Annotated in this window: 23 protein-coding genes; 11 read left to right on the top strand and 12 right to left on the bottom strand. The window is 54.0% G+C overall.

What is annotated here, in order from left to right; translation table 11 throughout:
* The first annotated feature begins 83 nt into the window (after positions 1 to 83).
* From ACZ9IM_RS12135 to ACZ9IM_RS12125, 3 genes are all read left to right on the top strand, one after another.
* Positions 84 to 302 (top strand): hypothetical protein, encoded by a 219-nt coding sequence (locus tag ACZ9IM_RS12135; protein WP_476224016.1) that lies wholly within the window; start codon positions 84 to 86, stop codon positions 300 to 302.
* A 210-nt stretch (positions 303 to 512) separates the two neighbouring features.
* Complete coding sequence (locus ACZ9IM_RS12130; RefSeq protein ID WP_092221617.1) at positions 513 to 803, top strand: type II toxin-antitoxin system ParD family antitoxin; 291 nt, start codon at positions 513 to 515, stop codon at positions 801 to 803.
* Between the two features lie 2 nt (positions 804 to 805).
* A complete protein-coding gene (locus ACZ9IM_RS12125; RefSeq protein WP_476224015.1) occupies positions 806 to 1,162 on the top strand; it encodes a type II toxin-antitoxin system RelE/ParE family toxin in 357 nt (118 codons plus the stop codon).
* Between the two features lie 208 nt (positions 1,163 to 1,370).
* On the opposite strand, the gene ACZ9IM_RS12120 is transcribed toward ACZ9IM_RS12125, so the two are convergent.
* Together ACZ9IM_RS12120 and ACZ9IM_RS12115 are read right to left on the bottom strand one after the other, a co-directional pair.
* On the bottom strand, positions 1,371 to 1,472 hold the full coding sequence (locus tag ACZ9IM_RS12120) for a hypothetical protein (RefSeq protein ID WP_476224066.1): 102 nt from the start codon (positions 1,470 to 1,472) through the stop codon (positions 1,371 to 1,373).
* A gap of 689 nt (positions 1,473 to 2,161) precedes the next feature.
* Positions 2,162 to 2,929, bottom strand: coding sequence for a hypothetical protein (locus ACZ9IM_RS12115; RefSeq protein ID WP_476224014.1), 768 nt, complete (start codon positions 2,927 to 2,929; stop codon positions 2,162 to 2,164).
* Positions 2,930 to 3,258: 329 nt separating this feature from the next.
* On the opposite strand from ACZ9IM_RS12115, the gene ACZ9IM_RS12110 reads away from it, so the two are divergent.
* On the top strand, positions 3,259 to 4,251 hold the full coding sequence (locus ACZ9IM_RS12110) for a helix-turn-helix domain-containing protein (RefSeq protein ID WP_476224013.1): 993 nt from the start codon (positions 3,259 to 3,261) through the stop codon (positions 4,249 to 4,251).
* Here ACZ9IM_RS12110 and ACZ9IM_RS12105 read toward each other — a convergent pair.
* Positions 4,232 to 5,533 (bottom strand): NADH:flavin oxidoreductase, encoded by a 1,302-nt coding sequence (locus ACZ9IM_RS12105; RefSeq protein WP_476224012.1) that lies wholly within the window; start codon positions 5,531 to 5,533, stop codon positions 4,232 to 4,234. The genes ACZ9IM_RS12110 and ACZ9IM_RS12105 overlap by 20 nt on opposite strands.
* A 710-nt stretch (positions 5,534 to 6,243) precedes the next feature.
* On the opposite strand from ACZ9IM_RS12105, the gene ACZ9IM_RS12100 reads away from it, so the two are divergent.
* Together ACZ9IM_RS12100 and ACZ9IM_RS12095 are read left to right on the top strand one after the other, a co-directional pair.
* Entirely contained in the window at positions 6,244 to 7,092 is an 849-nt protein-coding gene (locus tag ACZ9IM_RS12100) for an SDR family oxidoreductase (RefSeq protein WP_476224011.1), read from the top strand.
* Positions 7,093 to 7,299: 207 nt separating this feature from the next.
* Positions 7,300 to 8,535 (top strand): OmpP1/FadL family transporter, encoded by a 1,236-nt coding sequence (locus tag ACZ9IM_RS12095; protein WP_476224064.1) that lies wholly within the window; start codon positions 7,300 to 7,302, stop codon positions 8,533 to 8,535.
* Between the two features lie 184 nt (positions 8,536 to 8,719).
* Here ACZ9IM_RS12095 and ACZ9IM_RS12090 read toward each other — a convergent pair whose 3' ends face one another.
* The 9 genes from ACZ9IM_RS12090 to ACZ9IM_RS12050 form a co-directional block, all read right to left on the bottom strand.
* Positions 8,720 to 9,415, bottom strand: coding sequence for a TetR/AcrR family transcriptional regulator (locus ACZ9IM_RS12090; RefSeq protein ID WP_476224010.1), 696 nt, complete (start codon positions 9,413 to 9,415; stop codon positions 8,720 to 8,722).
* Between the two features lie 17 nt (positions 9,416 to 9,432).
* Positions 9,433 to 10,293 (bottom strand): SDR family NAD(P)-dependent oxidoreductase, encoded by an 861-nt coding sequence (locus ACZ9IM_RS12085; RefSeq protein WP_476224009.1) that lies wholly within the window; start codon positions 10,291 to 10,293, stop codon positions 9,433 to 9,435.
* Positions 10,290 to 11,228 (bottom strand): fumarylacetoacetate hydrolase family protein, encoded by a 939-nt coding sequence (locus ACZ9IM_RS12080; RefSeq protein WP_476224008.1) that lies wholly within the window; start codon positions 11,226 to 11,228, stop codon positions 10,290 to 10,292. Before ACZ9IM_RS12080 ends, ACZ9IM_RS12085 begins: the two co-directional genes overlap by 4 nt.
* Before the next feature lie 225 nt (positions 11,229 to 11,453).
* Positions 11,454 to 13,352 carry an acyl-CoA synthetase gene (locus ACZ9IM_RS12075; RefSeq protein ID WP_476224007.1) on the bottom strand — a complete coding sequence of 633 codons (1,899 nt, stop codon included), beginning with the start codon at positions 13,350 to 13,352 and terminating at the stop codon, positions 11,454 to 11,456.
* Positions 13,352 to 14,308 (bottom strand): fumarylacetoacetate hydrolase family protein, encoded by a 957-nt coding sequence (locus tag ACZ9IM_RS12070; protein WP_476224006.1) that lies wholly within the window; start codon positions 14,306 to 14,308, stop codon positions 13,352 to 13,354. The genes ACZ9IM_RS12075 and ACZ9IM_RS12070 overlap by 1 nt, the downstream gene beginning before the upstream one ends.
* A gap of 179 nt (positions 14,309 to 14,487) precedes the next feature.
* A complete protein-coding gene (locus ACZ9IM_RS12065) occupies positions 14,488 to 15,579 on the bottom strand; it encodes a VOC family protein (protein WP_476224063.1) in 1,092 nt (363 codons plus the stop codon).
* A 177-nt stretch (positions 15,580 to 15,756) separates the two neighbouring features.
* The gene (locus tag ACZ9IM_RS12060; protein ID WP_476224005.1) at positions 15,757 to 16,884 is read right to left on the bottom strand and encodes an NAD(P)/FAD-dependent oxidoreductase; all 1,128 of its coding nucleotides are present in this window, start codon (positions 16,882 to 16,884) and stop codon (positions 15,757 to 15,759) included.
* A 35-nt stretch (positions 16,885 to 16,919) separates the two neighbouring features.
* Positions 16,920 to 17,297 (bottom strand): hypothetical protein, encoded by a 378-nt coding sequence (locus ACZ9IM_RS12055; RefSeq protein ID WP_476224004.1) that lies wholly within the window; start codon positions 17,295 to 17,297, stop codon positions 16,920 to 16,922.
* Positions 17,298 to 17,299: 2 nt separating this feature from the next.
* Positions 17,300 to 18,943 (bottom strand): FAD-dependent monooxygenase, encoded by a 1,644-nt coding sequence (locus ACZ9IM_RS12050; protein WP_476224003.1) that lies wholly within the window; start codon positions 18,941 to 18,943, stop codon positions 17,300 to 17,302.
* Positions 18,944 to 19,454: 511 nt separating this feature from the next.
* On the opposite strand from ACZ9IM_RS12050, the gene ACZ9IM_RS12045 reads away from it, so the two are divergent.
* The 5 genes from ACZ9IM_RS12045 to ACZ9IM_RS12025 all read left to right on the top strand — a co-directional run bounded on the left by ACZ9IM_RS12045 (position 19,455) and on the right by ACZ9IM_RS12025 (position 24,732).
* A complete protein-coding gene (locus ACZ9IM_RS12045; protein ID WP_476224002.1) occupies positions 19,455 to 20,060 on the top strand; it encodes a TetR/AcrR family transcriptional regulator in 606 nt (201 codons plus the stop codon).
* Between the two features lie 229 nt (positions 20,061 to 20,289).
* Positions 20,290 to 21,159: an alpha/beta fold hydrolase gene (locus tag ACZ9IM_RS12040; RefSeq protein WP_476224001.1), complete on the top strand. Its 870-nt coding sequence runs from the start codon at positions 20,290 to 20,292 to the stop codon at positions 21,157 to 21,159.
* 24 nt (positions 21,160 to 21,183) lie between these two features.
* Complete coding sequence (locus ACZ9IM_RS12035; protein ID WP_476224000.1) at positions 21,184 to 22,179, top strand: VOC family protein; 996 nt, start codon at positions 21,184 to 21,186, stop codon at positions 22,177 to 22,179.
* A gap of 13 nt (positions 22,180 to 22,192) precedes the next feature.
* Positions 22,193 to 23,944 carry a bifunctional 3-(3-hydroxy-phenyl)propionate/3-hydroxycinnamic acid hydroxylase MhpA gene (mhpA, locus tag ACZ9IM_RS12030; protein ID WP_476223999.1) on the top strand — a complete coding sequence of 584 codons (1,752 nt, stop codon included), beginning with the start codon at positions 22,193 to 22,195 and terminating at the stop codon, positions 23,942 to 23,944.
* The gene (locus ACZ9IM_RS12025; RefSeq protein WP_476223998.1) at positions 23,941 to 24,732 is read left to right on the top strand and encodes a 2-keto-4-pentenoate hydratase; all 792 of its coding nucleotides are present in this window, start codon (positions 23,941 to 23,943) and stop codon (positions 24,730 to 24,732) included. The genes mhpA and ACZ9IM_RS12025 overlap by 4 nt, the downstream gene beginning before the upstream one ends.
* The last annotated feature ends 45 nt before the right edge of the window (positions 24,733 to 24,777 follow it).

The raw sequence follows: 24,777 nt of genomic DNA, 5'->3' as shown, positions 1-24,777 counted from the left end.
CAGAGAGCCCGCCATTTGCGGGCTTTTTGTTGTCAGCCATTCCCGCTGCTAAGCTCCCTACTCCCTCGAATGGAGTCGATGCGATGCCTTCCCCTGAATACTCTCTCCCTGATGTTCTTGAACGACTGCATCACAACCAACTCGTCCTGGAGGCTACGCTAATGGAGCTGACCTTATTGGTTGAGAGCCAAGGCCATGCCGCGGCTGGCGACAACGTCCGCGGCGCCCTTCACACGATCGGTGAGAACGCCGGACACATCAAACAGGGCTTGGCCAACCTGAGGGCCCAAGGCCCACACTAATCAAGCTGTCCCCCCGACGTCCCGCCTACAACACCCTTTTTTGGACTCTGTGCACATGCAGTCCGGAACCATCACGCGCTGTTCGGCGTGAAGGATGACGCCGTACGACACAGTTCGTCAGATACAAACCCACAGTTATGCATTCGCAAGCGCAATGGCATAATATGCCAATAATCGAAAATACCTGTTTGCCCTGAACTGGAGCCGACCATGGCGACGCGAAACGTTGTGCTCACCCCTCACCAGGAACAGGTTATCCATGACCTGGTGCAGTCCGGCCGTTATCAGAATGCCAGCGAAGTGATGCGAGAAGGTTTGCGTCTATTGGAACAGCGCGTCGCCGAAGACACCGCCAAAATTGAGGCCCTGCGCCAGGCGACCTCGATCGGCATCATGGATCTTGAGCACGGGCGTTTCACTCAGTTGAACGAAGGGGATCTGGAGCACTACCTCGAGGGCTTGAGCCTGGAGGCCACCCTCCCCGCGAGCGAGAAACACTGAGCATGCCGCCGTATCGGATTTCCAACGCGGCGCGCGCCGACATTGTCGACATCCTCAGGCTCTCCCAAATGCAGTTTGGCGATCAAGCACGCCAGCGCTACCAGGCACTGATCCTCGCGGCGCTGCAAGCGATTGCCGACACGCCTTTTCGCATTGGCAGCCACGACCGCGATGAGCTTGCACCGGGCCTTCGCAGCTATCACCTCATCTATTCACGCCAGCAGGCCAAACACCCCCATGGGACGGTCAAAAGCCCACGCCATATCGTGTTCTATCGTGTGGCAAATGACGATGTGATCGAGGTCGTCAGACTCCTTCATGACGCCATGGAAGTGCAACTGCATCTGCCCAACGACTGATCACCGACCTGACCCAACGGCTTAACTGGCCATGAACAGCGAAGGTAAGGCGCCCGCCTCCACATCGCAACCTGAGCACCCTCGCTGCCAGCCGACTCGGCGGCCAATTGAAGCGCGAGGTTCTGGGTCCGACCGGACTATCGAGACCCACGACCAGAAACACGATGCTCAACTTTGCGTACCACTTTCAATGCTGAACAACCGCTTCTTAGGCATTTTCCGCGGCCAGGCGCCTAGCATTACGCTCCAGCTGCCGATGGACACGCGGATCGATGTCCCTAGCGACCAGTGCCCTCGCAACATCACGCAGAGTACGAGCATCTCCTAAGCTAATTTCAGGATACGTACCGAGAGAAATACGGGTTGCTTATCCGCCCAGGAAAAGCGGAAGTGCCAGCACTTGGCGCCTTTCGTATTCACGAAAAGGACGAGGCCGTTGTAGTCTGGCCGGGTGTAGTCCTTGGCACGGGGGTTGGCGTTTCGGACTCAGGTATCGGTGAGAGTCGGGGCCGAAGCCTCTCTTTTCAACGCCGAACGTAAATGTCACGCACAAAAAAACGCCACTCATTGAGTGGCGTTTTTTGTGAATCTTGGAGCGGGAAACGAGACTCGCATCTGGCGTCCGACTCATTGAAATCTAAGGTTTTTTTGTTATTCCTAGAATAGGAATGGACTCGATTCTGGACTTATATTTGGAGGATATCAAGAGCAAAAGAATTGAATCATTCTAGATCATGCTTCGGAATACCTTCTACGGCCTATCGACGAAAATCATCGAGTTTAGAGGGATTCCAGCAAGGTCATGAGATGGTCGCGCCACAGATAGCAATCAGTCAGTAGGCGATCTTCAAACCTCTTGATCAGGTCGGGTAACTGTTTGGAAAGAGCCAGAGGACGTCCGGCCCACGCAAACCATAATGTGCAAGTACAACCGGTACCCGAACCGGCACGGATAATTACAACACTTTCTGATTGGATAAATACAATCGTGTCATGGATTCAATCCCAGGTCTGCGGTTGCGGCTTACCATCCACCGTCAGCGGATAGGTTCGGTCGACGGAATAGGCATGGATGGCTACACAATGACGCTTCTGATCCTCGTGCGTATCTAACACCACCTCGGAATTCAGCAACTGAATGAGCGCTTCACGACTATTTGCTCCAATTAGAATCATGGCGTCATAACGTCGGTTAGCTGGCTCGTCGTGACATACCCCTGGAGTCCACCAGGTGTATCGCGAGCCACTCATGAACACATGCGCGCGCAGTTCCTGTGCCCCCGCTTGCAGCAGCGCAGGCCCCAATCGATGCTGAAGGAAATCTCGTAACTGCCCGTGAGTCCCACTGCGCGCACGCAGAAATACCGCACAACGAAATCCAACATCCGGCTGGTAGCGCCCGGTCCACCAGATACTTCCCTTACCTTTAGAGTTTTTCGCCAACACTCGATCGAACACGTTCTCTTCATCATGCACGTTTGCTTTCATGCAGAACAATCGGACGTATAGCCCCCGCCATATGCTGTTGACCCGCACTTCTGTCATGCCATCCATGCGCCAATCTGAAGGCACAGCCCCTCCTATCCCATCAGGGACAGACCAGAAGCCATGGTCAGTCAGGGAAAAGTGGTGCTGTAGATACTCATCAATGGCCGGATTCTTGTTCGCGATTTGGCCGTGCGGACCGCGCCAATATGCCAGCGCATATTCCCGAGGGAGGTCAGAGCGTAACCAGACTGGATAGCAACCCGTAGTGACTTCTTGCATGGTCTATTCCTGGGTGGGTAAGAATTCAGAGCCTGATGTCCTGGACGCACCGTTGCCTCCTCATGATCGTGATCGATCAAAAAAAACCTTCGCACAGCGCAAGGGCACCTGAATATCGAATTTCCTTCATCGGAGGTGATGATGATCTCCTTGCACGATGGGCTTCGGTAACGTAGCCCCCTCGTCAGATACGACATGGATCACCGTTGCAACTACAGAACATATATGCTCAACTTTGAACACCTTAATAAAGCGACGAGTCCGGCTCTACGGATTTTCGCGTCACAATAAGTCCGACGCCGACAATGCCAACGGATACCTGGTGCACCATGCAGTACGTCAACACCCATGATCTGGCCCGCCTTGCCAAGGTGGCCTCACGTTGTGGATTTGATATAGACAAGCAGCTCCAGGAGATCGGAATAGCAGCCTCTGAGCGGGCGCATTCAGAAACTCTGTGGGATGCTCACAGCTTGCGTCTCCTTTATGACTCCGGGACTCGGCTTTCAGCTAGCGCACATTACCCTTTCATTGTCGGCGAGCTGTTCCTGTTCGACCGAGCGCCGGAAGTAGAAGTCTTTCTGGCAACCTGTGTAACGCTTCGTGATGCCCTAACCCTCATTCCTCAGTTACCTTATCTGATTCAACCAGACACCGTAGGATGGCAGGACATGGACGATCACCATCTGCACCTGATGGTGGAACTCCTTCACAATGGAAATCGCTTGGACAACCCTGGCTACATTGAAACCGTCTTCGTCGCAGCAGTACGCCTGTTACGCGAGGTCGCCAACAGTCCAATCAATGTAGGGCTATCCTTCCGTCATCAGCCACTGCTTCCATTGAAAGATTATGCGAAGCAGTTTGGTGTCGAACCCGTATTTGGAGTCGAGTGCAATCGGATTAGCCTTCCCCTGAATGAATTAGATCGATCGCGACGCAGCCCTTCTCCAATGCTGCACGCTCAATCATTGTTACTCTTGGAAAGCCGCCTTCGCAGACTACAAGCCCGCAATAGTTTGGGAAGAATCATTGAGACCATGATTCTGTATTCACCGACATTGAGCATGTCCGAAGTCTGCGCGCGCTTGGGTACTGAACCTCGCAGCCTGCAACGCAGGCTGCATGAGGCGGGAAACTCGTTCAATAGCATCCGCGCTGCCGCACATTTCCAACTGGCGAGGTTGATGCTTGCCACACCAGCTCTGGATATAGACACCATCGCCACCAAGCTTGGGTTTGCAGACCGCAATGGCTTCTCCAAAGCGTTCACTAAATGGGCCGGAAAGGCCCCCGGTCAGTTCAGAAAATCCATTGGCTAGTTCGAGCTAGCATCTCCCGTCGCCGCTGACCGATACGCTCGCTATAGCAGTCAACAGGATGAGCTCCGAGTCGGGCAATGCACTGGTTGCAGAACTTGCATACTGGGGCGAGAGGATCAGGTTGGTAGAGATGCTGAAAAAGATAGGGATCCGCGATCAATGCTCGGGCGCAAGAAACCGCGTCAGTGCGATTTTCAAGTAGCGAAGCCTCCATTGCTTCGCGAGTAACGAAGCCACCGACCGTGATCACAGGAATTCTTAACGCCTCCTTGATAAGCTGCGCTTGGGGCAGATTGTAACCCTCGCCGCGAGGTGCGATCAGTTCGTTGAACCAGTCGATAGACGGCCCCAGCCACCAGCCCAGTCGTTTGCGTAGTGGTGAAAATTCTCGACCAGATCCATCACTTATTTGTGTGCGGACGAAACCCTTGTACTGCCCCGACAACATCCCCGGCAGGGACTCATAGTGGCATCGAGATATTTCTAAAGCATCTACGCCTGCCTGCTCAAGAGCAACCGCTACGAGGATAAACTCCTGGGTTGAAGTGCCCCGGCGAGGCCATAACGAATCCGTGCCATTCAGCTTGACCAATAAGGGATAATCCATCCCGACACGGATCCTGATTTCCCGCACGACCTCAAGCAAAAGACGCATGCGGTTTCCAAGATTTCCGCCGTAGTCATCGGTTCTCCTGTTGGTATGCGGAGTCAAAAACTGACTCAATAGGTAACCGTGAGCGGCGTGCACCTGTATACCGTCGAAGCCTGCCTCGCGGGCACGAACCGCTGCCGAAGCAAAACTATCTACTACCGCCCACAGCTCCTCTCGTGTCAGTGAGCGAGGCGCAGTACCCAAGACAGGTTCAAACACGGCTGAAGCTGAAACCACCAGATTATTGCCAGCATTCGGGCGTACCGTTTGCCGGCCACCATGGTTGAGCTGGGCAATCAACCTCACTTTACCCTTACCGTTTTCACGCACGGCCGCGTTCAAGCGGCGCAGCCCCGGAAGCTTATCGTCATGATCGATGCCCATTTGACGACCGGCCGAATGTCCTTGCCAGGAAACAAACATGTTACCTGTCACAATAAGTGGCGTACCTGCTCGAGCCATCGGCTCGTAGAAACTAATAACCTCATCGGTAACAAAGCCATCGAGGGTGGCGCGTGTTTCGCTAGTTGCGGACTTAAACAAGCGGCCCCCAACGCTCATCCGCCCAATCATTAAGGGAGTCCAGAGCGGTTTGTCTGAGCGCAACTGGGGATTTGGTGACCTCTGCATTCTTGTTCCTCCTCTGTGTGGGAATGAGCGCAATGCTATGCAATCAACGCCCAGCCCTATACGGAACAAAGCGACAGAATATGGAGTCAGGCGACTAGTCCATCCACCAGAACGTCCTTGCAGGCGACCGCCCCCCCCTGAGCGGCCCCCTCATACACGGCTGACGGAGTACCAACCTCATGGCTGATCGTCGCGTAAGACCTAGAGGTTGTCGTGTACCACCCTTCCCCCGTCATCGCCCATCCCGCCCCTCTCTTGGAACCGTCTGTCCGCCATCACTAAACTGGTCAAATTTGAACACTGGCGTTCACAATGAATCACGTGTAGCATAAAATTAACCACAGTGTTCCAGCGATAAAATCTAGGAGCAAGGCAGTGAACATGGACAAACCGATTTATGACCTCCGCCACACTGGCTACCGCCGAACGTATGGCGCAGTCGATTAACCAACGTCTCGGGTGCAGGGATATGAACGTCAAAAAACTCTATTTCATCGAAATGCCCATGGCGATGGTGGATCTCACAAAAATATTGAATGGTGGCGGATGTGATCAACCACGCCAAGTTCACCACGCTGCTGTCGTCAGGGATTGGCGACATCCACGGTTTGAATGCCGCTTACTGCACCGACGAGGAATGTCTCCGTGCAACCTATCGAATGTGCCCGCGAGATAGGGATAAACACCGCCGGCTTCCTGGATGTCTGCTCATGAATAGTTCCAATCGAGAAAAGGCAGTGGCCTTGATCACCGGTGCAAATTCCGGGATTGGCAAGGCCACGGCACACGCGTTAGCACTGCAGGGCTATCAAGTATTCCTCGCCTGCCGCTCCAGGACTCGCACGGAGCCGGTACTGCAGGAGATTCGAGAAGCGAGTGACGGTAACGCCCAAGTAGAGTTCCTCGAGCTCGATTTGGCAGATCTGGCGTCAGTCAGAAGGTGTGCAGAGAACTTTCTGGCCAGAAATCTCAAGCTGCACTTGTTAATCAATAACGCAGGGCTTGCAGGGCAGAAAGGGCAAACTCGTAGCGGCTTCGAACTCGCCTTCGGCACCTGTCATGTAGGCCATTTTCTACTGACTACCCTACTACTTGAACGCCTGAAGGAGTCCACCCCTGCGCGTATTGTTGTCGTATCCAGCAAAGCACATCGCCATGCTCGCGAAATAGACTTTTCCGCCGTTCGCCAACCCACCTCATCTGCTGGCGGCCTGAAGGAGTACAGCGTCGCCAAACTGGCGAACTTGCTGTTTGTCTTGGAACTTACCAGGCGGTTGAAAGGAACCGGCGTCACCACGTATGCAGTACATCCCGGGATTATTGGTACTGAAGTCTGGCGCACGCTACCCCGACCGCTGCATTGGCTACTGAAATTCTTGCTTAAAACTCCGAAAGAAGGAGCAAAAACAATACTTCACTGTGCAACTACAGAGCAGCTAGTTAATGAGACCGGCCTGTACTACGAAAATAACAAACAACAAAAACCATCCGTCGTGGCTGAGAGTCACGAGCTCGCAACACTGCTATGGAAATTCAGCGAAAGCTGCACATCCAACTAACGCCAACCCATATTAAATTAAAAATGGAGAGTTCACTCGACCGATACAGCTACGCCTGAAATTTATAACAATACTAATAACAAAATAGAAGACATTGCCATGACAACAAAAACAAAAGACAGCACCACACCCAAAGTCTTAGCCATCCGCGCATTAAAAAACTCACATATCACAAGAGAAGAGATTATAAAAATCACTGTTGCTGCGATGACCGCGCTGTCAATGAGCAACGCTCACGCCAATGGACTAGCGCTGAACGAGCAGAGTGCAAGTTCTGCGGGAACCGCCTTCGCCGGGCGGGCATCATCCGCGCTGGATGCAAGCACAGTGTATGGAAACCCAGCAGGACTAAGCAAATTAAAGCGCACCGAGGTAAGCGGCGGCTTTGCGTTAATCGATGCGAAAATTAGTATTCATGATGTAAATTCTGAAGCTAGCGGCACAAGCAAAGGGGACTCTGTCCCAATAGGCGCTATTCCTTTTGGTTATTTCGCAACTCCGATCGATGATCGATACACATTTGGCTTGGGTTTCTATGTGCCTGCAGGTCTAGTTAACGACTACGAGTCCAGCTTTCAGGGTCGCTATTATGGTTCCTACAGTAAAACCAGCGTCGTCACCATCCAGCCGACCTTGGCGATCCGCCTTACTGATAGAATCTCTATAGGTGGTGGTCCCACATTTAACCGCATAGACGGAAAGCTACAAAATTATTTGGCCACAGGAGCTTTTAACAATGGAACTGAAACACGAATATCAATAAGTGGGACCGATGATGCAGTCGGCTACAATATTGGCGCCCTTATTGATCTCGGAGATTCCACCACCTGGGGCCTGACCTACCACTCGAAAGTGACATATCACCTCACCGGAAAAACCAAAATCACCGGCGCGCCTAATATATTCTCTATCAATGGGCAATATGATTCGAGCCTTGATTTAACTCTTCCTGAGATAGTAGACACATCCCTAACGCATCACTTTAACGATCAGTGGACTGGATACATCGGAGCACTATGGACACGATGGAGCCGGCTTAAGTCATTGAACGTAATAAGCGAAATGCCAGAGAATGCTGTCGGCTCCCAACTTTCCAGCATTAGCGAGGAAATGAATTGGCATGACACTTTGTCTGTAGCCATCGGCGGAGCATATCAACTCGACAAGCACTGGCAGCTTCGAGCTGGTTTCGCTTATGACCCATCCCCCTCCAAAAATGAAAATCGAAATGTTCGCATACCTACTGGAAATCGTAAGAGCCTGACGATCGGGGCTGGGTACTCACCGACAGATGACATAACGTTAGACTTTGCCTACGGTTACGTTCGAGAATCCAATGCGTCGGTATCAGAGTCTGACAGCTCGGGGTTCCGCCCGGCGTATAACGCAACCTATCAGAACACCGCGCAGGGATTTACTACACAACTAACCTATCGATTCTAAGACTCTAAGCATTAATTTTTTGAAGAAAGAGACCAGACCGCATAATTCTGGTCTTTTTTCTGCGACCATGTACATGAACTGTGGATGCGAGGATCGCTGGCTCGCATGGAAACTGAGCTTTGAGGAAAAATTACGCCCCCTCGTAACCGTCCAAACGGCGCACAGTATTTCCGACGTAACCTTCTTATTTTTGCATTTGCGTAAGGTAAGCTGAGCCATCCCCTACGACCGACTCCTGCTCTATCCGGAGCACCCGTTCAAGGCCGCCGAGGATGAAGTTACTGTAGTATTCAAGGACCCTTTCTCTTGTTATCCCGGGATTTCGCTGCCACCAACGCCCTAGCTGTTCGCCAACACCAGATAGCGCATGAGCGCAGGCTAGCGCAGACTCTGGGCTGACATCGGCCGGAATCCGTTTAAGCGCCTCTGCGATTTTCTCGATAGTGCCTAGCCGCAAATTCGTGAGTCCATCCGCCAGAGGCCCAGTTTCCGCCATGGTAAATCCAAAGAGTAAGGACCAACGCTTAGGGTCCTTCTCAAGCATGCTAAAGAAAACGTCCCCAGCTCTAGTGAGCACCTCCAGTGGCGCACGATCCGTCAGATCTTCAAGATCCGCCATTAGAGCATCTTCGAACTGGGTCCGAGCTCTATGCGCACAGGCCAAGAACACACCCTCTTTTGAACCATAGTGCTCGTAGATTACTGGGCGTGTTACACCCGCCTCGCGGACAATGTCTTCGAGTGTCGTTACTTCATAACCATTAGTCACAAAGAGTCTTTCGGCGATGTCAAGTAGTTGCTTCCCACGAGCGTCTCTGGACAAGCGGCTGCGTTTCACACGACTTGCCCCACTATCGACGTTTAGATCTTTGGCACTCATGTCCTATTTCCTAGTAGTCAGTCTCTGCCCAGACGATTGAGAGCAAAGCGCTTCATCAACAACCGATCAATTATCCGCGAAGGCAGGAACGGTTTGAAAAGCGTATATGGCCAGAGCTGACGACCTAGCCGCAGCCTCACAGGTGGTTTGGGTGCAAGTATTGCATTCGCGACTCGGGTGGCAAACTCCTCAGCTGACATCGCGTCTGCTGTCTGAGAGCTCTGAGCCCGGGCGATGGCTGCATCTTTAACAGAAAGGTAGTGCGATTCTGCAGGAAAACGCGCCAACAAACCGGAAGCGGCAGTGTCGCCGAATGTAGTACGAATCTGGTTGGGCTCGACTCGAACTACATCGATGCCAAAGGGGGCGAGCTCCATTCGCATCGCATCATTGAGCGCATGCACTGCCGCCTTGGTTGAGCAATACACTCCTGCGAATGGACTGGTGAGTATCCCGGACGTACTTCCAATATTAACGATGGTGCCGCGTCGACGGGTGATCATGCTTTGCGCGAAAGCCTGGGTTACCGACAACAGGCCGAACACGTTTACTTCATACTGATGCTTGGCGTCGCTTATAAGCATTTCAACCACGGGGCCCATTGCGCCATAACCTGCGTTATTAACCAGTATGTCCACGGTGATTTCGGCCAGTCTGAGCTGCTCAAGAAGCGCGTCCATATCTGTTTTCTGAGTAACATCGAGGGGGAAAGTACGTATGCCCTTTTCGGCAAGATCGCCCATACTCTCCAGGCTAAGCCCGGTAGCGACGACCAGTAGCCCCTGTAGCTTGAATGCTTGTGCGAGCGCTCGACCAATACCTGTATCACATCCTGTAATTAGGACAACGCGGGGCGATGATGTAGTAGGGTCGATCATTTCTTTGCCCCGATGGTGTTGGTAAGTACACCAAGATCATCAATCTCAAGTTGAACGGTGTCGCCAGGCTGCGGGAACCGTCCCAGTTCCAAACCGCAACATCCAGGGAGGGTTCCGGTAGACAATACATCGCCAGGATAGAGTGTCTCTCCCATGGATGCATAGGCCACCATTTCTCCCAAATCAAAGAGCGGGTTCTGAGTACTGCCCTCGCACCAGACTTTGCCGTTTACCAGGACGCGGCCTCGCAACAGCTTCCACTTTGGGAGGATTTCGTCAGCGGTAACCAACACAGAACTCATGGCCCCCGCGAAGGTTTTGGCTTTTACCACCCCTCCAAATGTTCCTTTCCTCGTGTCGCACCACTGTGTGTCGCGTGCGCTCCAATCATTCATCACCACAAATCCACCAATGGCTGCCGTGCCATCTTCGGGGCTGCAGTTGTGGACTTTGTGCGCGAGCACCACGCCAATTTCTAACTCAAAGTCGATGACCTCACTAAATGAAGGCCAGTCAACTGGAGCACTATCCGGCACGACTGAGCGATGATTGCTCATGTAATACTGCGGATACTGGTAGTAATTAGGCTTAGGTTTGAGTGCAGGGAACGTTGATTTAGTAATCGACTCGTAGCAGCCAATCAAAATGCGCAAAGGCATAGGTGCAAATCGTCGGACCATGCTTCGGGCGCCGTTCACCATATGCGATTCCCACAGAGCGAAAGCACGTAGCGATTCCGGCTTGAAAGGTAGCCCCGTCGGCCCCGTACTCTGAGTTGCACTTTGAGGCGTCGTCAGCTCAAGGCGCACAGCTGCCAATGCGCCCGGGTCCGCAAGCAACTCAAGCAAGCTTTGATCTGATTTTCCAACAGGCAGCCAGCCCTCGGCAGCCTCGCTATAGCCCACAATTCGTCCCTCGCACATTCCTAACTTCATGCTCGACCTCGTTGTCGCCGTCGTGTTGAAACAGTTAACTTACAAGGTGTACGTTACGCCTTGTAAGTTAATTGTCAATTCATAACCAACCCCCAAGAGATAGGAGGTGTTTGGCTAAGAAATTCATCATTGACGCCGAGTCGCAGGAAGACTGCGGGTACACATTCTGTGGTCATAGGGTAGGCAAACCGTCAACCCGTATGCGCGTGGCCGCCGCTAACAGAACTAATGCCACTCGCGAGGAAAACTGTAACGACCTAACGCTTTATCGAGCGCGGTTTGACCTGCTCCTGCCTGGATCTGCGCCAGTAGCCCACGACGTGCATCCTGAACCACCGTTACCGAAACATCGATGAGCCCTAGCTGGGTCGCTTCCTGTCGCACAACATATACAATCTCCAGTTGCTGCAATGCCGGCTTAAAAATCTTGCCAACAGGAGTCAGCGGGAGGGATTCCAGGATTTCAATTCGTTTAGGTATTGCAGCTCGTTCGCTGATGTTTTCGGTAACGAACGTAAGCAGAGCCTCAGGCGCTACATTCTGCCCCTTGTTCAGTTGCACGTAGACCACCGGCACTTCCCCGGCATGCGCATCAGGACTACCTACGGCAGCGACAAGCGCGATGGCCGGATGCGCCTGTAAGGCTTCTTCGATTTGCTTGGGATCGATGTTGTGACCGCCGCGGATGATCAACTCCTTCTTGCGCCCAGTGAGCCAGAAGTAACCATCGGCGTCCTGACGCCCCAGGTCACCGGTGTTTAGCCAGCGTTGGCCGCCAATTTCAATCCATATGCCTTCGTTTTGGCGTGGCTCCAAATAACCGGCAAAAACGTTAGGCCCACTAATGGCGATCACACCGACCTCGTTGGTCAGTGCATCCCGAATGTAATGTCCCTGGTCATTAAGCGTTACTGCACGCATAGCCTGATAGGCCAGCCTCAGGCCAATGGAGCCTACACGCCGATCACCATCCGGTGGATTGGTTGAAGAAACACAAGCGCCCTCGGTCAAACCATAACCTTCGAGGATTCGTATGCCGATTCGCGACTCGAACTCACGAAACAGTTCAACTGGCATAGGAGCCGCGCCACAAAGCGCATACTCCAACGACGAAATGGCGCGCCCGTTCACTGGTTGCTGGAGCAGGGTCGAATAGATGGTTGGCACCCCGGAAAAGAAGTTGATCTGGAAGTACTCGACCAACTCCCAGAATCGGGCAATCACCCCCTCTCCGCGATAGCCTTGAGGGGTGCCCAGGATGACGTGGTCACCCTGGGTCCAGGGCATCAGCCCTGTAACCAGTTGGCCGTTGACGTGGAACAGCGGCAATCCACAGAACATTACCTGTCCAGATTGGCGAGGGCTTAAGTTAGCGGCCATTGCCCAGGCATTAAAAACCTCCGCGCCATGGGTTCTCATGGCGATCTTGGGCAAGCCGGTTGTCCCTCCCGTACAGAAATAGGACGATTTGTCCTCAGGTTGGATGCTTCTGCCACTGATCAAACGGTCGCTTAGTTGACGGCGCATCAACGTACGCAAATTGTGAAACCGCCTGCCATTATGGCGCCGACGCTCCCGCCACGCCATCCAGCGCAAGGCACAAGCCGCCACGCCACTGACATAGGGCTCCATACCGACCCAGACGATGTCTTGAATACTCGGCAGATGGTCCAACTGACTGGAGAGCTTGCTCCAAACATCGCTTCCCGGCGTCGGTGCGAGAACAACAACTACCTTTACCTTAGCGGCGCGCAGCAGGTCCGCGATCTGCTGTGCTTCGAGCAGTGGATTGATCGCCATGACGATTCCTGCTGCCTCCCCGCCCCAGATGGTGAAATGAGTTTCCGGCAGGTTAGGCAGAAGGAAGGCAAGAACATCATCAGGCCCTATGCCTAGAGCATGGAAAGCATTCGCCGCACGGGTGATGTCGGCCAGCAGCTCGTGATAACTCCAGTCATGTGTTTGACCGTAGTGTTTTGCGTCAAGAAAGAATGACAGCGCTGGTTCATGGGAGTGCGCGACGGCACACCGCTGCAGCGCCGCATAGGTACTGCCAGGCATCTGACGCTGTTCGAGGGGCATCGACTCCAGCACTTCGATATCCCGTATATCCCTGACTGCCATTAACGTTGCTCCACGACACGATTGCGCTGCACACCAAGATCAATGACCCCATCAGCACTACTAATGCGGGCCTCGACCACATCACCAGCCTTTAGATATTGGCTACGTCCTTCCTGGGTTTTCATGAAGGCCTTCCACTTGATTCTCTCGGGGAGCAACGCGGCAATTCGCTGTTTGCCCGGCGATGGAATCGACAGTGCACAGCCTGCCGGCGTGCCGGTAGCGATGAGATCGCCGGGGGAGAAATCATGTACACCCGACAGCTCAGTAAGTGTCTCGGCCGGACCATATACCAGGTTCGCAGTGATATCTTTCTGCCGGATTTGTCCATTAACCGTCAGGTGCAATTGAAGCTGTTTCAAATAGCCAATGTGCTCGGCATCAAGCAGGCATAGATAAGGCCCCACGGGTCCGAAAGTCCGAAAGCTTTTGCCTTTATAAAACTGCATCTGCGGAATCTGCACGTCCCGTGCCGAATAATCGTTGACGATCACCAGGCCCGCGATGAACTCGTGCAGGTTGCTGTCGCTCACCATGACCTTGCTCATGATCTCGCGCTTCAGGATCAGCCCTAGTTCGATCTCATAATCGAGAAAACGTACACCCACCGGTTTGATCAACTCACTGTCGGCCGCCACAATGCAGCTGGCAGCTTTGGTGAAAATCATGTTGAAGTTCTTCACATCCGGGTCCATGCCAGACTCGATCATGTGCTGGCGATAGTTGGCTCCTTGGCAAACAAACTGCTGATTGCGGGTCACCGGCGAAAGGAGCTTCACCTCGTCAGCGGCAATTTCGCGCCCCTTGAGCGTTGCCAGCTCATTGACTGTGGTTCCACGAATGAAATCGCCAGTCGTATCGAACGTCCCAGGAATAACGGTGATTCTCTCCTGACGTAATACGCCCCAAAGGGTTTCATTTTGATAAGCAAAGCGAACGATATGGACTGCGGCCATAGCGGAGACTCCTTGAATTTCGGGTGACCTATAGGATTGGGTGTAGAGGGCTGTGATTACTTCTCAAGGCGGGTCAGTTCACTCGTACCCGATCCACCGTCAGCAAATGCCAGCCTTGAGCAAAACGGGATGATCGAAGAGAGTCCAGAAGACGAATACGAGGACGCGCCATGCTTTGCTCAACCAAAGAGGCGCTTCAGGGTTAAGAGTTTGCGCAACGTCAGATCAGGGCTGCGACGTAGATTGCGGATCAATTCCCGTAAGTTGGTCAGATTCATTTTTGGTCGAGTAAAACTCCTTGGCATGCGCTGCCCCCACTGCGCCATCGCCGCAGGGCTGACAAGGTGAATGCCGGTGGGATGTTCCGCGGTGAACACGTCACCGTCGCAATAATGCTCGTGCTTATCTCCCCAACGATCTTGCCAGTAGTCGAAGATCTGGCTACCGAGGATGTGCCGGCCAATACCCCAGGCGTGCTCCCACCCTCGTTCACGCAAAAAGTTCTGCCCAATGCCTACCGCATCGGCGTCCACTACTTCGAAGGCGCTATGGCTGTAGGTCGCCATGAAACCCTGGGCAATAGCCAATGTGTGGTGATCCGTCGGCGTGTTTCCCAGATCAAGGCGCATGAAGCTGACGATCGGCGAGCCGTCGGGCAGTACCTGGATGTCGCTGGGAATCAAGCCCAAATGCCGTGTGTACCAGGCACAAGTCTCTTGGTAATCCGCCACCTCAATGACCAGATGTCCAAGCCTGATCACCTCTGGCGGCCCGGCGGGGCTACGCTGTGTTGCGTTGACCCGCCTGACCTTATCGGCGAGGTTCCACTCCAACGGTTCACGATGCGGCAAGATATCAGCGGCTTGTTGGGCGTAAACCGCCTCGATAATGAAACCGTTCGGGTCAGTCAGGCGCACGCCTTGCCCTTGCCCAGGATGATTGACCTGCTCAACAGCGCTGGCACCCGGAGTGTTTGAAAGCCTCTCAAGGTCCTGGCGCGTCTGAACCTTGATACCGAAACCGATGAAGCGTGCCTTCTGCCCACGATGCGCTCGATAGCAGTACGGATTGGCATCGGTTGCCCGCATATACAGGGTTTCGCTGTTGCGACAGCAGACGGTCAGACCGAAGTCGGTGAGAAAGTGAGCCGTCTGGTCAAGGTCGGGTCGTTCGAAGATAAGATGCGTCAGCGCTTGCGCTTTAACCGTCGGCGCGGGATGGCGAGCAGGTTGTGGCGTCCTCAGTTGCGGTGATGATTCCAGAGCTTTCATTTTTTGTTCTCTGATATTTGATCGCGACGAAGATTGTGCCAACTCGGCTTTACTGCCGAATCGGGATAACAAGATATAAAACATCGAATTCACGGAGGCTTGATAAGTTCAAACCACCGAGCATCATTCCATTTAAAGAAGAACTCCAACTTGATTTTTAGTACAGAAGAACACCTCTTACACCCCAAAAATCTTGCGATACTTTGGCACCAGCATGTGGCTTGCCTTGGCCGTGCGAGTAATGGCTGGGCATTTAACGACGCCGAGAACAGGCAGATAGAGCACTCCCATTTTACTGCCTAAGGTGACCGCCATCATGGGATTACCCGTTTGAGCCTTATGGGGCTTCAGGTTCCTATCGCTTGTTCTGCCTGCCAGTACTTGTTGAACATTGAACGCGGCATTTTTTACCTGGGCCGTGATGTGCCATGCCATTTTATTTTCATCAAGATCGGTAATATCACCCAAAGCAAATAGATTAGTATTACCTCGAACTCTAAGGTTCTGTGTGACTTTGATCTGACCTTTTTCATTCAAGACAGAACTAAAGTTAACTCGCATATAGTCTGTATTGGGCTTGCCACCTACACACCAGATAATCAAGTTGTAGGCTATCTTGCGACCGGAGCTGGTTACTGCTATTCCCGCGTCGGAAAACACATCACGCGGAGAACTCTCCGACTCAACCAGCTTTTCCCCTATCAGAATAATTATCCCGCGCTTCGCCAACACTGAAGCTGCAACCTTGCTGGCAGTCTCTGTTGTCCCCGCCAATATTCGGGCTCCTTCCTCTAGCACCGTAATGGACTTCTGCGGGTAGTTTTCACTAATTTCACCAGCCACTTCTATTCCGATAGGCCCGCCGCCAACGATCAATATATTTTTGGCCAAGGAGATGCGTTGGCTATAGCGTGAGTAGAACGCTTTGCGCTCCACTGATGTGGAATCGGAAGCACGCATTAGGGAGTTGCTGAAGCTACTTCCAGTAGCCAGCACGCTAACATTGCCCAAGACACTGATTTGCTTGCCGGAGCCAAGCGTGACCAGCCCCTCCTCCTCGTTAAGTTGCGTGAGCATACCGCGCAAATGCCTGACACCGGGCAATGCCTGCCTGAAAGGAACAATGGCCTTTTCAGCAAAATCAGGGCGTACCAGACTTCGAGGCACAGCCATGGGGACTTCAAAATAATCGTTGGGATCGACCAAGGTCACGTCGGCTAACGAGGACAACTCTTTCGCAAGAATAGCGCCAGCCATCCCGCCACCGTAGATGATGACCTGGGAGCTTTCCACTGCTGTTGACATTATACCCTCCGTTATTTTCATTAATAACCCACTGGTTAGAAACCGCGGGCCAGCTTGATCGCTTCGTTGAGCCACATACCAACCAAGAAGCTTCCTCTAAGTTCGCATTTTCCATCCTCAAGCGCTCTAAGCAACTCAGTTTCATCCCGGCTCAACATGACTATCACTGCATCTTTCGTCCGCTTCCAAGACTGAGAAAAATCCGGCATCGGGTGTTGCCCCAGATGCATTTTCAATTGCATTTTTCGCAACTCCAGATAGGCAGAGGCCCCGTCCGATGTTCGTATTTGAAAGACAAAAGGTTTTTCTCTAAGCAATTGCTGAATGCGCGAGTTTTTCTTGCTGGCTCTCCAAACAAGAAAAGTAGAGGCTATGAGCAGGAAATATAATTTTAGACTCTCGATGATTTTCATTCTTATACTCCACGCACCACATCGACTAATGCGCTACAGTTGGTTGGGATAGAATCTCCTCTCCAGCACACATGTTGATCCGGACGAACAAGAAGGAATTTACGCTCAAACAACTTATCCAAGTGAGGAGCATTAACTTCAACAACTTTGACAGGCATGCCAACTTCGCGCATAGCCGTCAGAAGGCCAATATACTCTTGAGGGTCAGCATTGCAGGCCAGTAATGAGAAGGTATCGTATGACAGTTGATCGAATACTGCCGAGCCGTCTCCCATCATGGCACTGGGTAAGCGCGCCCCACTGCATGTGGTGGGTAGATAATTACGTGTGTCTTCATGGGAGGGAGGAGCATCGTCACGAACTATCACCGGGGAGTCGCGGTAGATATAACCGATTTCGACGCCCAGCGATTCGTAAAGGCGACCAATCTTTTTTTCAAATGCCTGCACCAGTTGCAGGCGTGCTTGTTCCCCACGCTCCGACTCTTCCAATAAATAGTCTGGCTTGCCGAATTGAACTTCGAAGACGTTGGCTGCGTTAATCTTGACGTGATCCCGATTGCGTCGTCCTATGGGCAAACGTTCTGCTTCGTAGCTCGCCAATAACACTTCACCGCCCCAACCCTGAAGACGCGCAGCCAATTTCCAAGCTAGGTTGTGTGCCTCGGCAACCCCCGTATTCATGCCTAGGCCACCAGTGGGCATGTATTGGTGTGTGGCGTCTCCGACAATAAAGGCTCGACCCTCGCCAAAGCGCTCGGCTACAAGGAATTGAGGGCGCCATGGTCCCGATTGCACGACCTCGTATGCGACTTTGGTGCCCAGAGCCTGATCAATCAGCCCCTCAAGGGTCTCACCGGGACGCGGAGCGAATGGGCGATGAAGGATATAGTCATTGCGACTGGCGTCTGGCGATACCAAAAGACCGCTGTATCCCGGACGGGCAATCCATGTGTGCCAATAGGGTTCGTTATTCGGATAAAGCTTGGCCAGCTCGTCGGAACGAAAGTGCACAATAAATAGCTCGCCAACTAGATTTGGTGTGCCGTCGTAAGGAATCCCAAGCTTGGTGCGAACCCGACTTTTGGCGCCGTCACAGCCCGCAATGTATTGCGCCTTGATGTGTTCTGGCGTGCCACCATCAATGGACTCGATTACTGCGTTGACGCCTGACGCATCCTGTTCAAAATCCACCAGGCGCCAGCCAAACCTAACCTCTATGTTGGGATCCGCTTGCGCTTCGGCGAGCAGCACAGGTTCCAAATGGAGTTGGGCGATTCGTTGCATCGGCTCCAAGGGCAACGATCCGTCAGTACATGTCTTTATCAATCGTTTCCCAATGGTCACGGGCTGATACATCAGGTGTTGATTTGACAAGAGGGTGTAGAACGGCCCGTTTGCACTGGCACCGATTGAGCAGAACTGGTTAGCGTCGCCAGGATTTCCTGCAGCACGGATTTTTTGCGCCAAACCCACTTGGCGGAACAGCTCCATGGATCGACAGTTCACGACATCCAGCTTGGGATGAGTAGTTGTTTGCTTGCGGTCGTTGACCAAAAGCGAGCGTATGCCGAGCCGGCTCAGAAAAATGGCTAAAACTAGCCCCACAGGACCGCCACCGCTGATCAGAACGGGAATTTCACTCATTACCGAGCCCTCTCAGAGAGGTGGAGGGGAGGCACAACCCCAACGCGCAAAACTGCTTTCTTATTTTCATGTGTACGGCTCTATTTTTTTCTTGAGACACCGGACGGTCCGCTCCGGATCAAGTTGATGAACATGGCTTCAAATGAATTGGGTATTGCCTGTTCGGTAGCGGTTCAGCGTACGCCGCAAGAGTTGTGCCTAGGCGAATCCTCCAGAATCTGACATTGCAACTCCTTTAGCGCCGTCAAGAAGTAGCGCGTCGACGACAGTGTCGTGTCGTAGAAAAAAGCCGGATGTAGGTCATGACGCCCTGAGCCCTCGTGACTGGGTTTCAACCGAACGACCGAGTTCCTGAGTAAAACCTAGCGCTCGGCACGACTTGAAGAAAACACATAATAGATCAATATTGATCATGTGCGTTCAATTTTGTCAATAATGTTCAAACCATCCATTGCTTTGTTTTGAACAAAACTGTTCAATACACTACTCATTCCTTTCAGGAGTTCATCCCTTGAAGCTCAGTCCCGTGCAAAAACGCATCCACGAGGCCGCCATTCGGCTTTTCGTTGAGAAGAGCGTCGAAGAAGTCAATGTCAGTGAACTCGCCCAGATCGCTGGCGTCGCCCGCAATACGATCTATAACAACCTGGCGTCGATTGAGTCGTTGTTCGAGGATGTCGCCAGTCAACTCAGTGCCGAGATGAATGACAGGGTGGCCAGAAGTGCAAACTCTGACATGCAGCCCGCCCAACGTCTTGCCAATGGAATTCGTTTTTATATTCGTCGGGCTCACGAGGAGCCTTACTGGGGCAGCTTCATTGTGCGCTATGCCGCCAGCAACGCCACCTTGCAGCAAATGTGGAGCGGACCGCCAATGCAGGACGTCCTCGGCGGCCTGATGTCCGATAAATACCGCTTCCGCCAGGAGCAATTGCCGTCTGTGATGGCCATGATTGGCGGTAGTGTACTGACTGCCACCATACTAGTGCTTCAAGGCCACAAAACCTGGCGAGACGCTGGCTCCGATATGGCCGAGTTCGTTCTCCGGGCATTGGGCGTACCGGATGAAGAAGCACAAGCTATTGCCATTCAGACATTGCCCTCACTCCCCGCTTGACCCCCTCCCCTGGCGACAGGCCTTTGCACTTAAGAGAGGCCTGACAGCCGGTTCTTGATTTCAATGGTTGCCTTCATCTCACCTTCGAGCATGTCCATCCAAAGGACGAGGGCAAGCATCGTTCAAAAATAAATTGAGCACCATTGTTCATTATTGAGCTTTGGTGATAGCATCCGGTAAAAGCACGAACCCACTGCCTGGGCCAAGTGCCTTACGCCAGGAGCTGACAATGAACAATAAAGAACCTCTTCCTGCCTTGACCTCTCGAACAGTGCAAGTGGGTCGTCGGCAGATTTTCATCAGTGAGATGGGCAGCGGGCATCCACTGCTGATGCTGCACGGTGGGGGGGCCGGAGCTTCCGGCCTGTCTAATTATTCGCGAAATATTGAGGCGCTTGCCCAGCAGTTTCGGGTGATCGTCGCCGACATGCCTGGCTACGGCCAATCCACCAAAGGTGTGGACCGCAAGGACCCGTTCGGCGACTTGGCCGGGGCCATGCTCGGCCTGCTCGACAGCCTGAACATCAGCAGCGCTCACCTGGTTGGCAATTCATTGGGCGGCGCCTGTGCCCTGCGCATGGCCCTGGATGCGCCAGGTCGGGTGTCGGCGTTGGTGCTGATGGGCCCCGGCGGCGTCAATACCACCCGCAGCCTACCCACTCCCGGCCTCAAACTTCTATTGGATTACTACACGGGCGAAGGCCCCAGCCTTGCCAAGATCACCCGCTTCATCCGCGAATACCTAGTCTATGACGGCAGCAAGGTCAGCGATGCAATGATCCAGGAGCGCTACCAAGCCAGTATCGATCCACAAGTGGTCGCCGCCCCCCCCCTGCGACGGCCCCAGGGCATCCCCAACTTTCGCCGCTGGGATTTCACTCGCGATCCACGCCTGAAGAGCTGCCAGGTACCAACCCTGGTGCTCTGGGGTAGCGAAGACAAGGTCAATCGCCCGAGCGGCGGCGAAGCACTGCGCAGCCGCCTACCTGACTGCAATCTCTATCTGTTCAGCAAAACCGGGCACTGGGTGCAGTGGGAGCGCGCGGACGAGTTCAACGCAGTGACCGCGGCGTTTCTTGGCAGCCGCGCTAAGCGCTGACCGATCGCCATGGAGAATCAAGCAATGGCTGACAGACAGTCCCCGGACATTTTCGGCGCCAGCAGCATGGGGTACGCGTTAATAGAGTCCAATCACCTGGAACAATGGCGCTCGTTGCTGCAGCAGGGCATCGGTTTACACTTGGCCTGCGCCGATGAGCAGACTCTGGCGTTTCGCATGGATAACCACCAACGGCGGATCATCGTCCAGCGCGGCGTACAGGAAGACTTCATCGCCGTGGGCTGGCAACTGCGCGATCAGGCAACCCTGGACGTAGTCCTGCAACGCTTGCAGCGCCTGGGCATGGAAGCCCGGGTCAGCGATCCGGACGAGGCAGCCCAACGAGGGGTGAAACGGTTTTGGCGGGTGGTCGGCCCCAAGCGCATGGCTGTCGAACTGTTCTGGGAGCCGCTGGTCGCCGACCAGCCTCTGAACATGCTCAACGCCGGGTTCATCACCGGTGATGCCGGCATGGGGCATCTAGCAATCACCTCGCGTAAGCCGCAACAAATGCGCCGTTTCTGGCAGGAAATTTTTGATGCCCGCGTCAGCGACCACATCGTCGAACACATCGCTGGGCTGACGCTGGACATCGATTTCTTCCGGGTCAATGAGCGTCACCATTCCATCGCCATCGCTCGCCTGCGCGGCCTGCCCATGGACCCAATTCGTACCCGCGTCCAGCACATGAGCATGCTGACAAGCTCGGTCGGCGACCTCACCGATGCCTTTTTACGCTGCCGAAAGTTGGGCTTCGAGATGGCACACGAAATCGGCGAACACCCCAATGACCGTGAGCAGTCGTTCTACGTGATGAGCCCCAGCGGCTTTGAAGTGGAGCTGGGCTGGAATGCTTTAGTGGTGGATGAAGCGCAGTGGCAAACCACCTCCTATCAGGGCATCAGCCTCTGGGGTCATCGTCCGGAAAAAAACAGTGCCTGGCACAAGTTCACTACCAATCTGGGCAATCTTGTCCGCGGTGTGCGCTCGCTGCTCAAACCCGAGTATTCACCGCTGTAAGAGAGATATCGCTATGAATAACAAAAATGACAATACGCAAACCGTCGATGTGATCATTTCCGGCCTCGGCCCGACCGGCGCGACCCTGGCGCATCTGCTAGGCAAACGTGGCCTGTCAGTGTTGGTGCTGGAGCGCGAGCCGACGTTCTACGGCAACGCCCGAGCCGTCTACACCGATGATGAATGCATGCGTGTGATGCAGGCCGCGGGGGTTGCCGATGAGCTGTCCGTCAACATGCAAGCCGACACCCCTGCCCAGTGGGTTCTCGCCAATGGCCAGGTGCTAGGCCAGTATTGGCGCCTTGATCGCCCTTATGGCTGGCCGATCATCAACTTCCTATACCAACCGTGGCTGGAAACCACCTTGAGCGATCTGCTGAAGCGCTACCCGAAAGTGCAGATTGCCCGTGGCCGCGAACTGACACAGTTCGAACAGGATGACCAAGGCGTCACCGTGACCCACCAAGCCACCAGCAGCTTTCGCTTCAGCGATACCAGCGACGCACGCAGCGAAACCTCCGTCGACCCGAACCCGCAAACCATTCGTGGCCGCTACCTGATCGGCGCCGACGGCGGCCGCAGTACTGTACGCGAAACCCTAGGTATCGGGATGAGCGGCAAGAACTTTCCCGAACCCTGGTTGGTGGTCGATCTGGAGATGAAAGAAGGCGAAGATGCCCTGCGCCATCTGCCCTACTTCAGTTTTATCTGCGACCCCGATTGCCCTACCGTCTGCTGCCCTCAACCCGGTCGCTTCCATCGCTTCGAGTTCATGCTGATGCCCGGTCAGACCAAGGAGCAAATGGAAGACCCACAAGTCGTGCGAAACCTGATCAGTCGCTATGTCGATCCGGACAAATTCGTGGTCAAGCGCAAGCTGGTTTACACCTTCAACGCCCTGGTCGCCAAGGATTGGCGCAAGGGTCGGGTTTTCATCGCCGGAGATGCCGCCCATATGACGCCACAGTTCATGGGCCAGGGCATGAGTTCCGGGGTGCGCGATGCCTACAATCTGGCCTGGAAACTCGATGCCGTCATCAAGGGCAGGGCCAGCGACCGCTTGCTCGATACCTACGGAACCGAACGTTTTTATCATGCCAAAGCGATGATCGACATCTCAGTGCAGATGAAAGACTTTGTCTCGATGTCTAATCCGATTACCAGCCGGCTGCGCAACCTGCTGGTGAAAACTGTTCTAGTGACGCCGTTTCTAGGACGTTACGTTCGCGAAGGACGCTTCAAACCGGCCCCTACGTATGTTGCCGACAGCTATCTAGGGATGCCACGCAAGCACCGACGCTCCCCCGAGGGCCGGATGATCCCGCAACCCGAAGTGCGTACCTTCAAGGGCAAACGGGTACTGCTCGATGACTTGCTGGGAGAAGATTTCGCTCTTATTGGCTTTAACGTGGATCCGCGTGCACATCTGTCGGCAGCATCCCGGAAAATGCTCGATGCCCAGAGCACTCATTACGCCACCCTCTTCGAGTTCGGCACTCGCCCACAAGGTGCAAACGTCGAGCGTGCCAATACCAGCGAGCTGGTAGAGGTCGAGGATGTGCATGGCGAAATGGTCGACTGGTTCAAGCGCTCGGGTTTTTCCGCAGGTGCTATTGCCGTAGTACGTCCAGACAAATTCACCTTCGCCATGGTTGAGTCCGGCGACCTGGATCGCGCAATCGCCGAACTCAAATTCCAGTTGCAGTGGAGCCCGGGACTGGAAGTCGTAGCCAGCCCCCCTGCCATCTTGAGGAAAAGCGCATGAATCAGTTTTCTTTGCCGCAGCTGCAATCCGCCGCAGCTGCCCTGTCTGTTGCCCGCGAGCAGCGTCAGCCCTGTGCCCGGATCTCGGAGACCTTCGGCATCGACTCTCTGACCGGCGCCTATGCCGTACAAGAGATCAATACCCAACTGGCGCTGACCCAGGGACGTCGTCTAGTGGGCCGCAAAATCGGCCTGACCTCCGCTGCCGTGCAGCAGCAACTGGGAGTCGATCAACCGGATTTCGGCATGTTGTTCTCCGACATGGAAATCGTCGATGGTGGCGAGATTCGTACCAGCCAACTGATCCAGCCCAAAGCCGAAGGTGAGATCGCCTTTGTTCTGGGTCGCGATCTTCCGAACTTCGATACCACACTGGCCGAATTGCTTCGGGCGGTGGAATACGTGATCCCGGCACTGGAAATCGTCGACTCGGCGATCGATAACTGGAATATCTCGCTGGTGGATACAGTGGCCGACAACGCCTCATCGGCCCTGTATGTATTGGGCAAGCAGCCTACTCGACTGTCCTCGCTGGACCTCAGGCTCGAAGGGATGCTGCTGGAGAAAAACGGCGCGACGGCGTCGATCGGGATTGGCGCCGCCTGCTTGGGTAATCCCGTGGATGCGTGCCTGTGGCTCGCGCGCACCATGGCGCTAATGGGTCGCCCATTGCAGGCTGGTGATGTGTTGCTTTCCGGGGCGCTTGGGCCGATGACGCCCGTGGTAACCGGGGACAGCTTGCACCTGCGTCTTACCCGTCTTGGCGAAGTCAGCTGCCGCTTCGTCTAATCCCGACTTCCTTTCTCCGCCGGGCCGACAAGGCCCGGCCAGCCT

This window comes from Pseudomonas sp. TE12508 (genome assembly GCF_056279485.1).
This window is presented reverse-complemented; position numbering and strand designations above follow the sequence as displayed.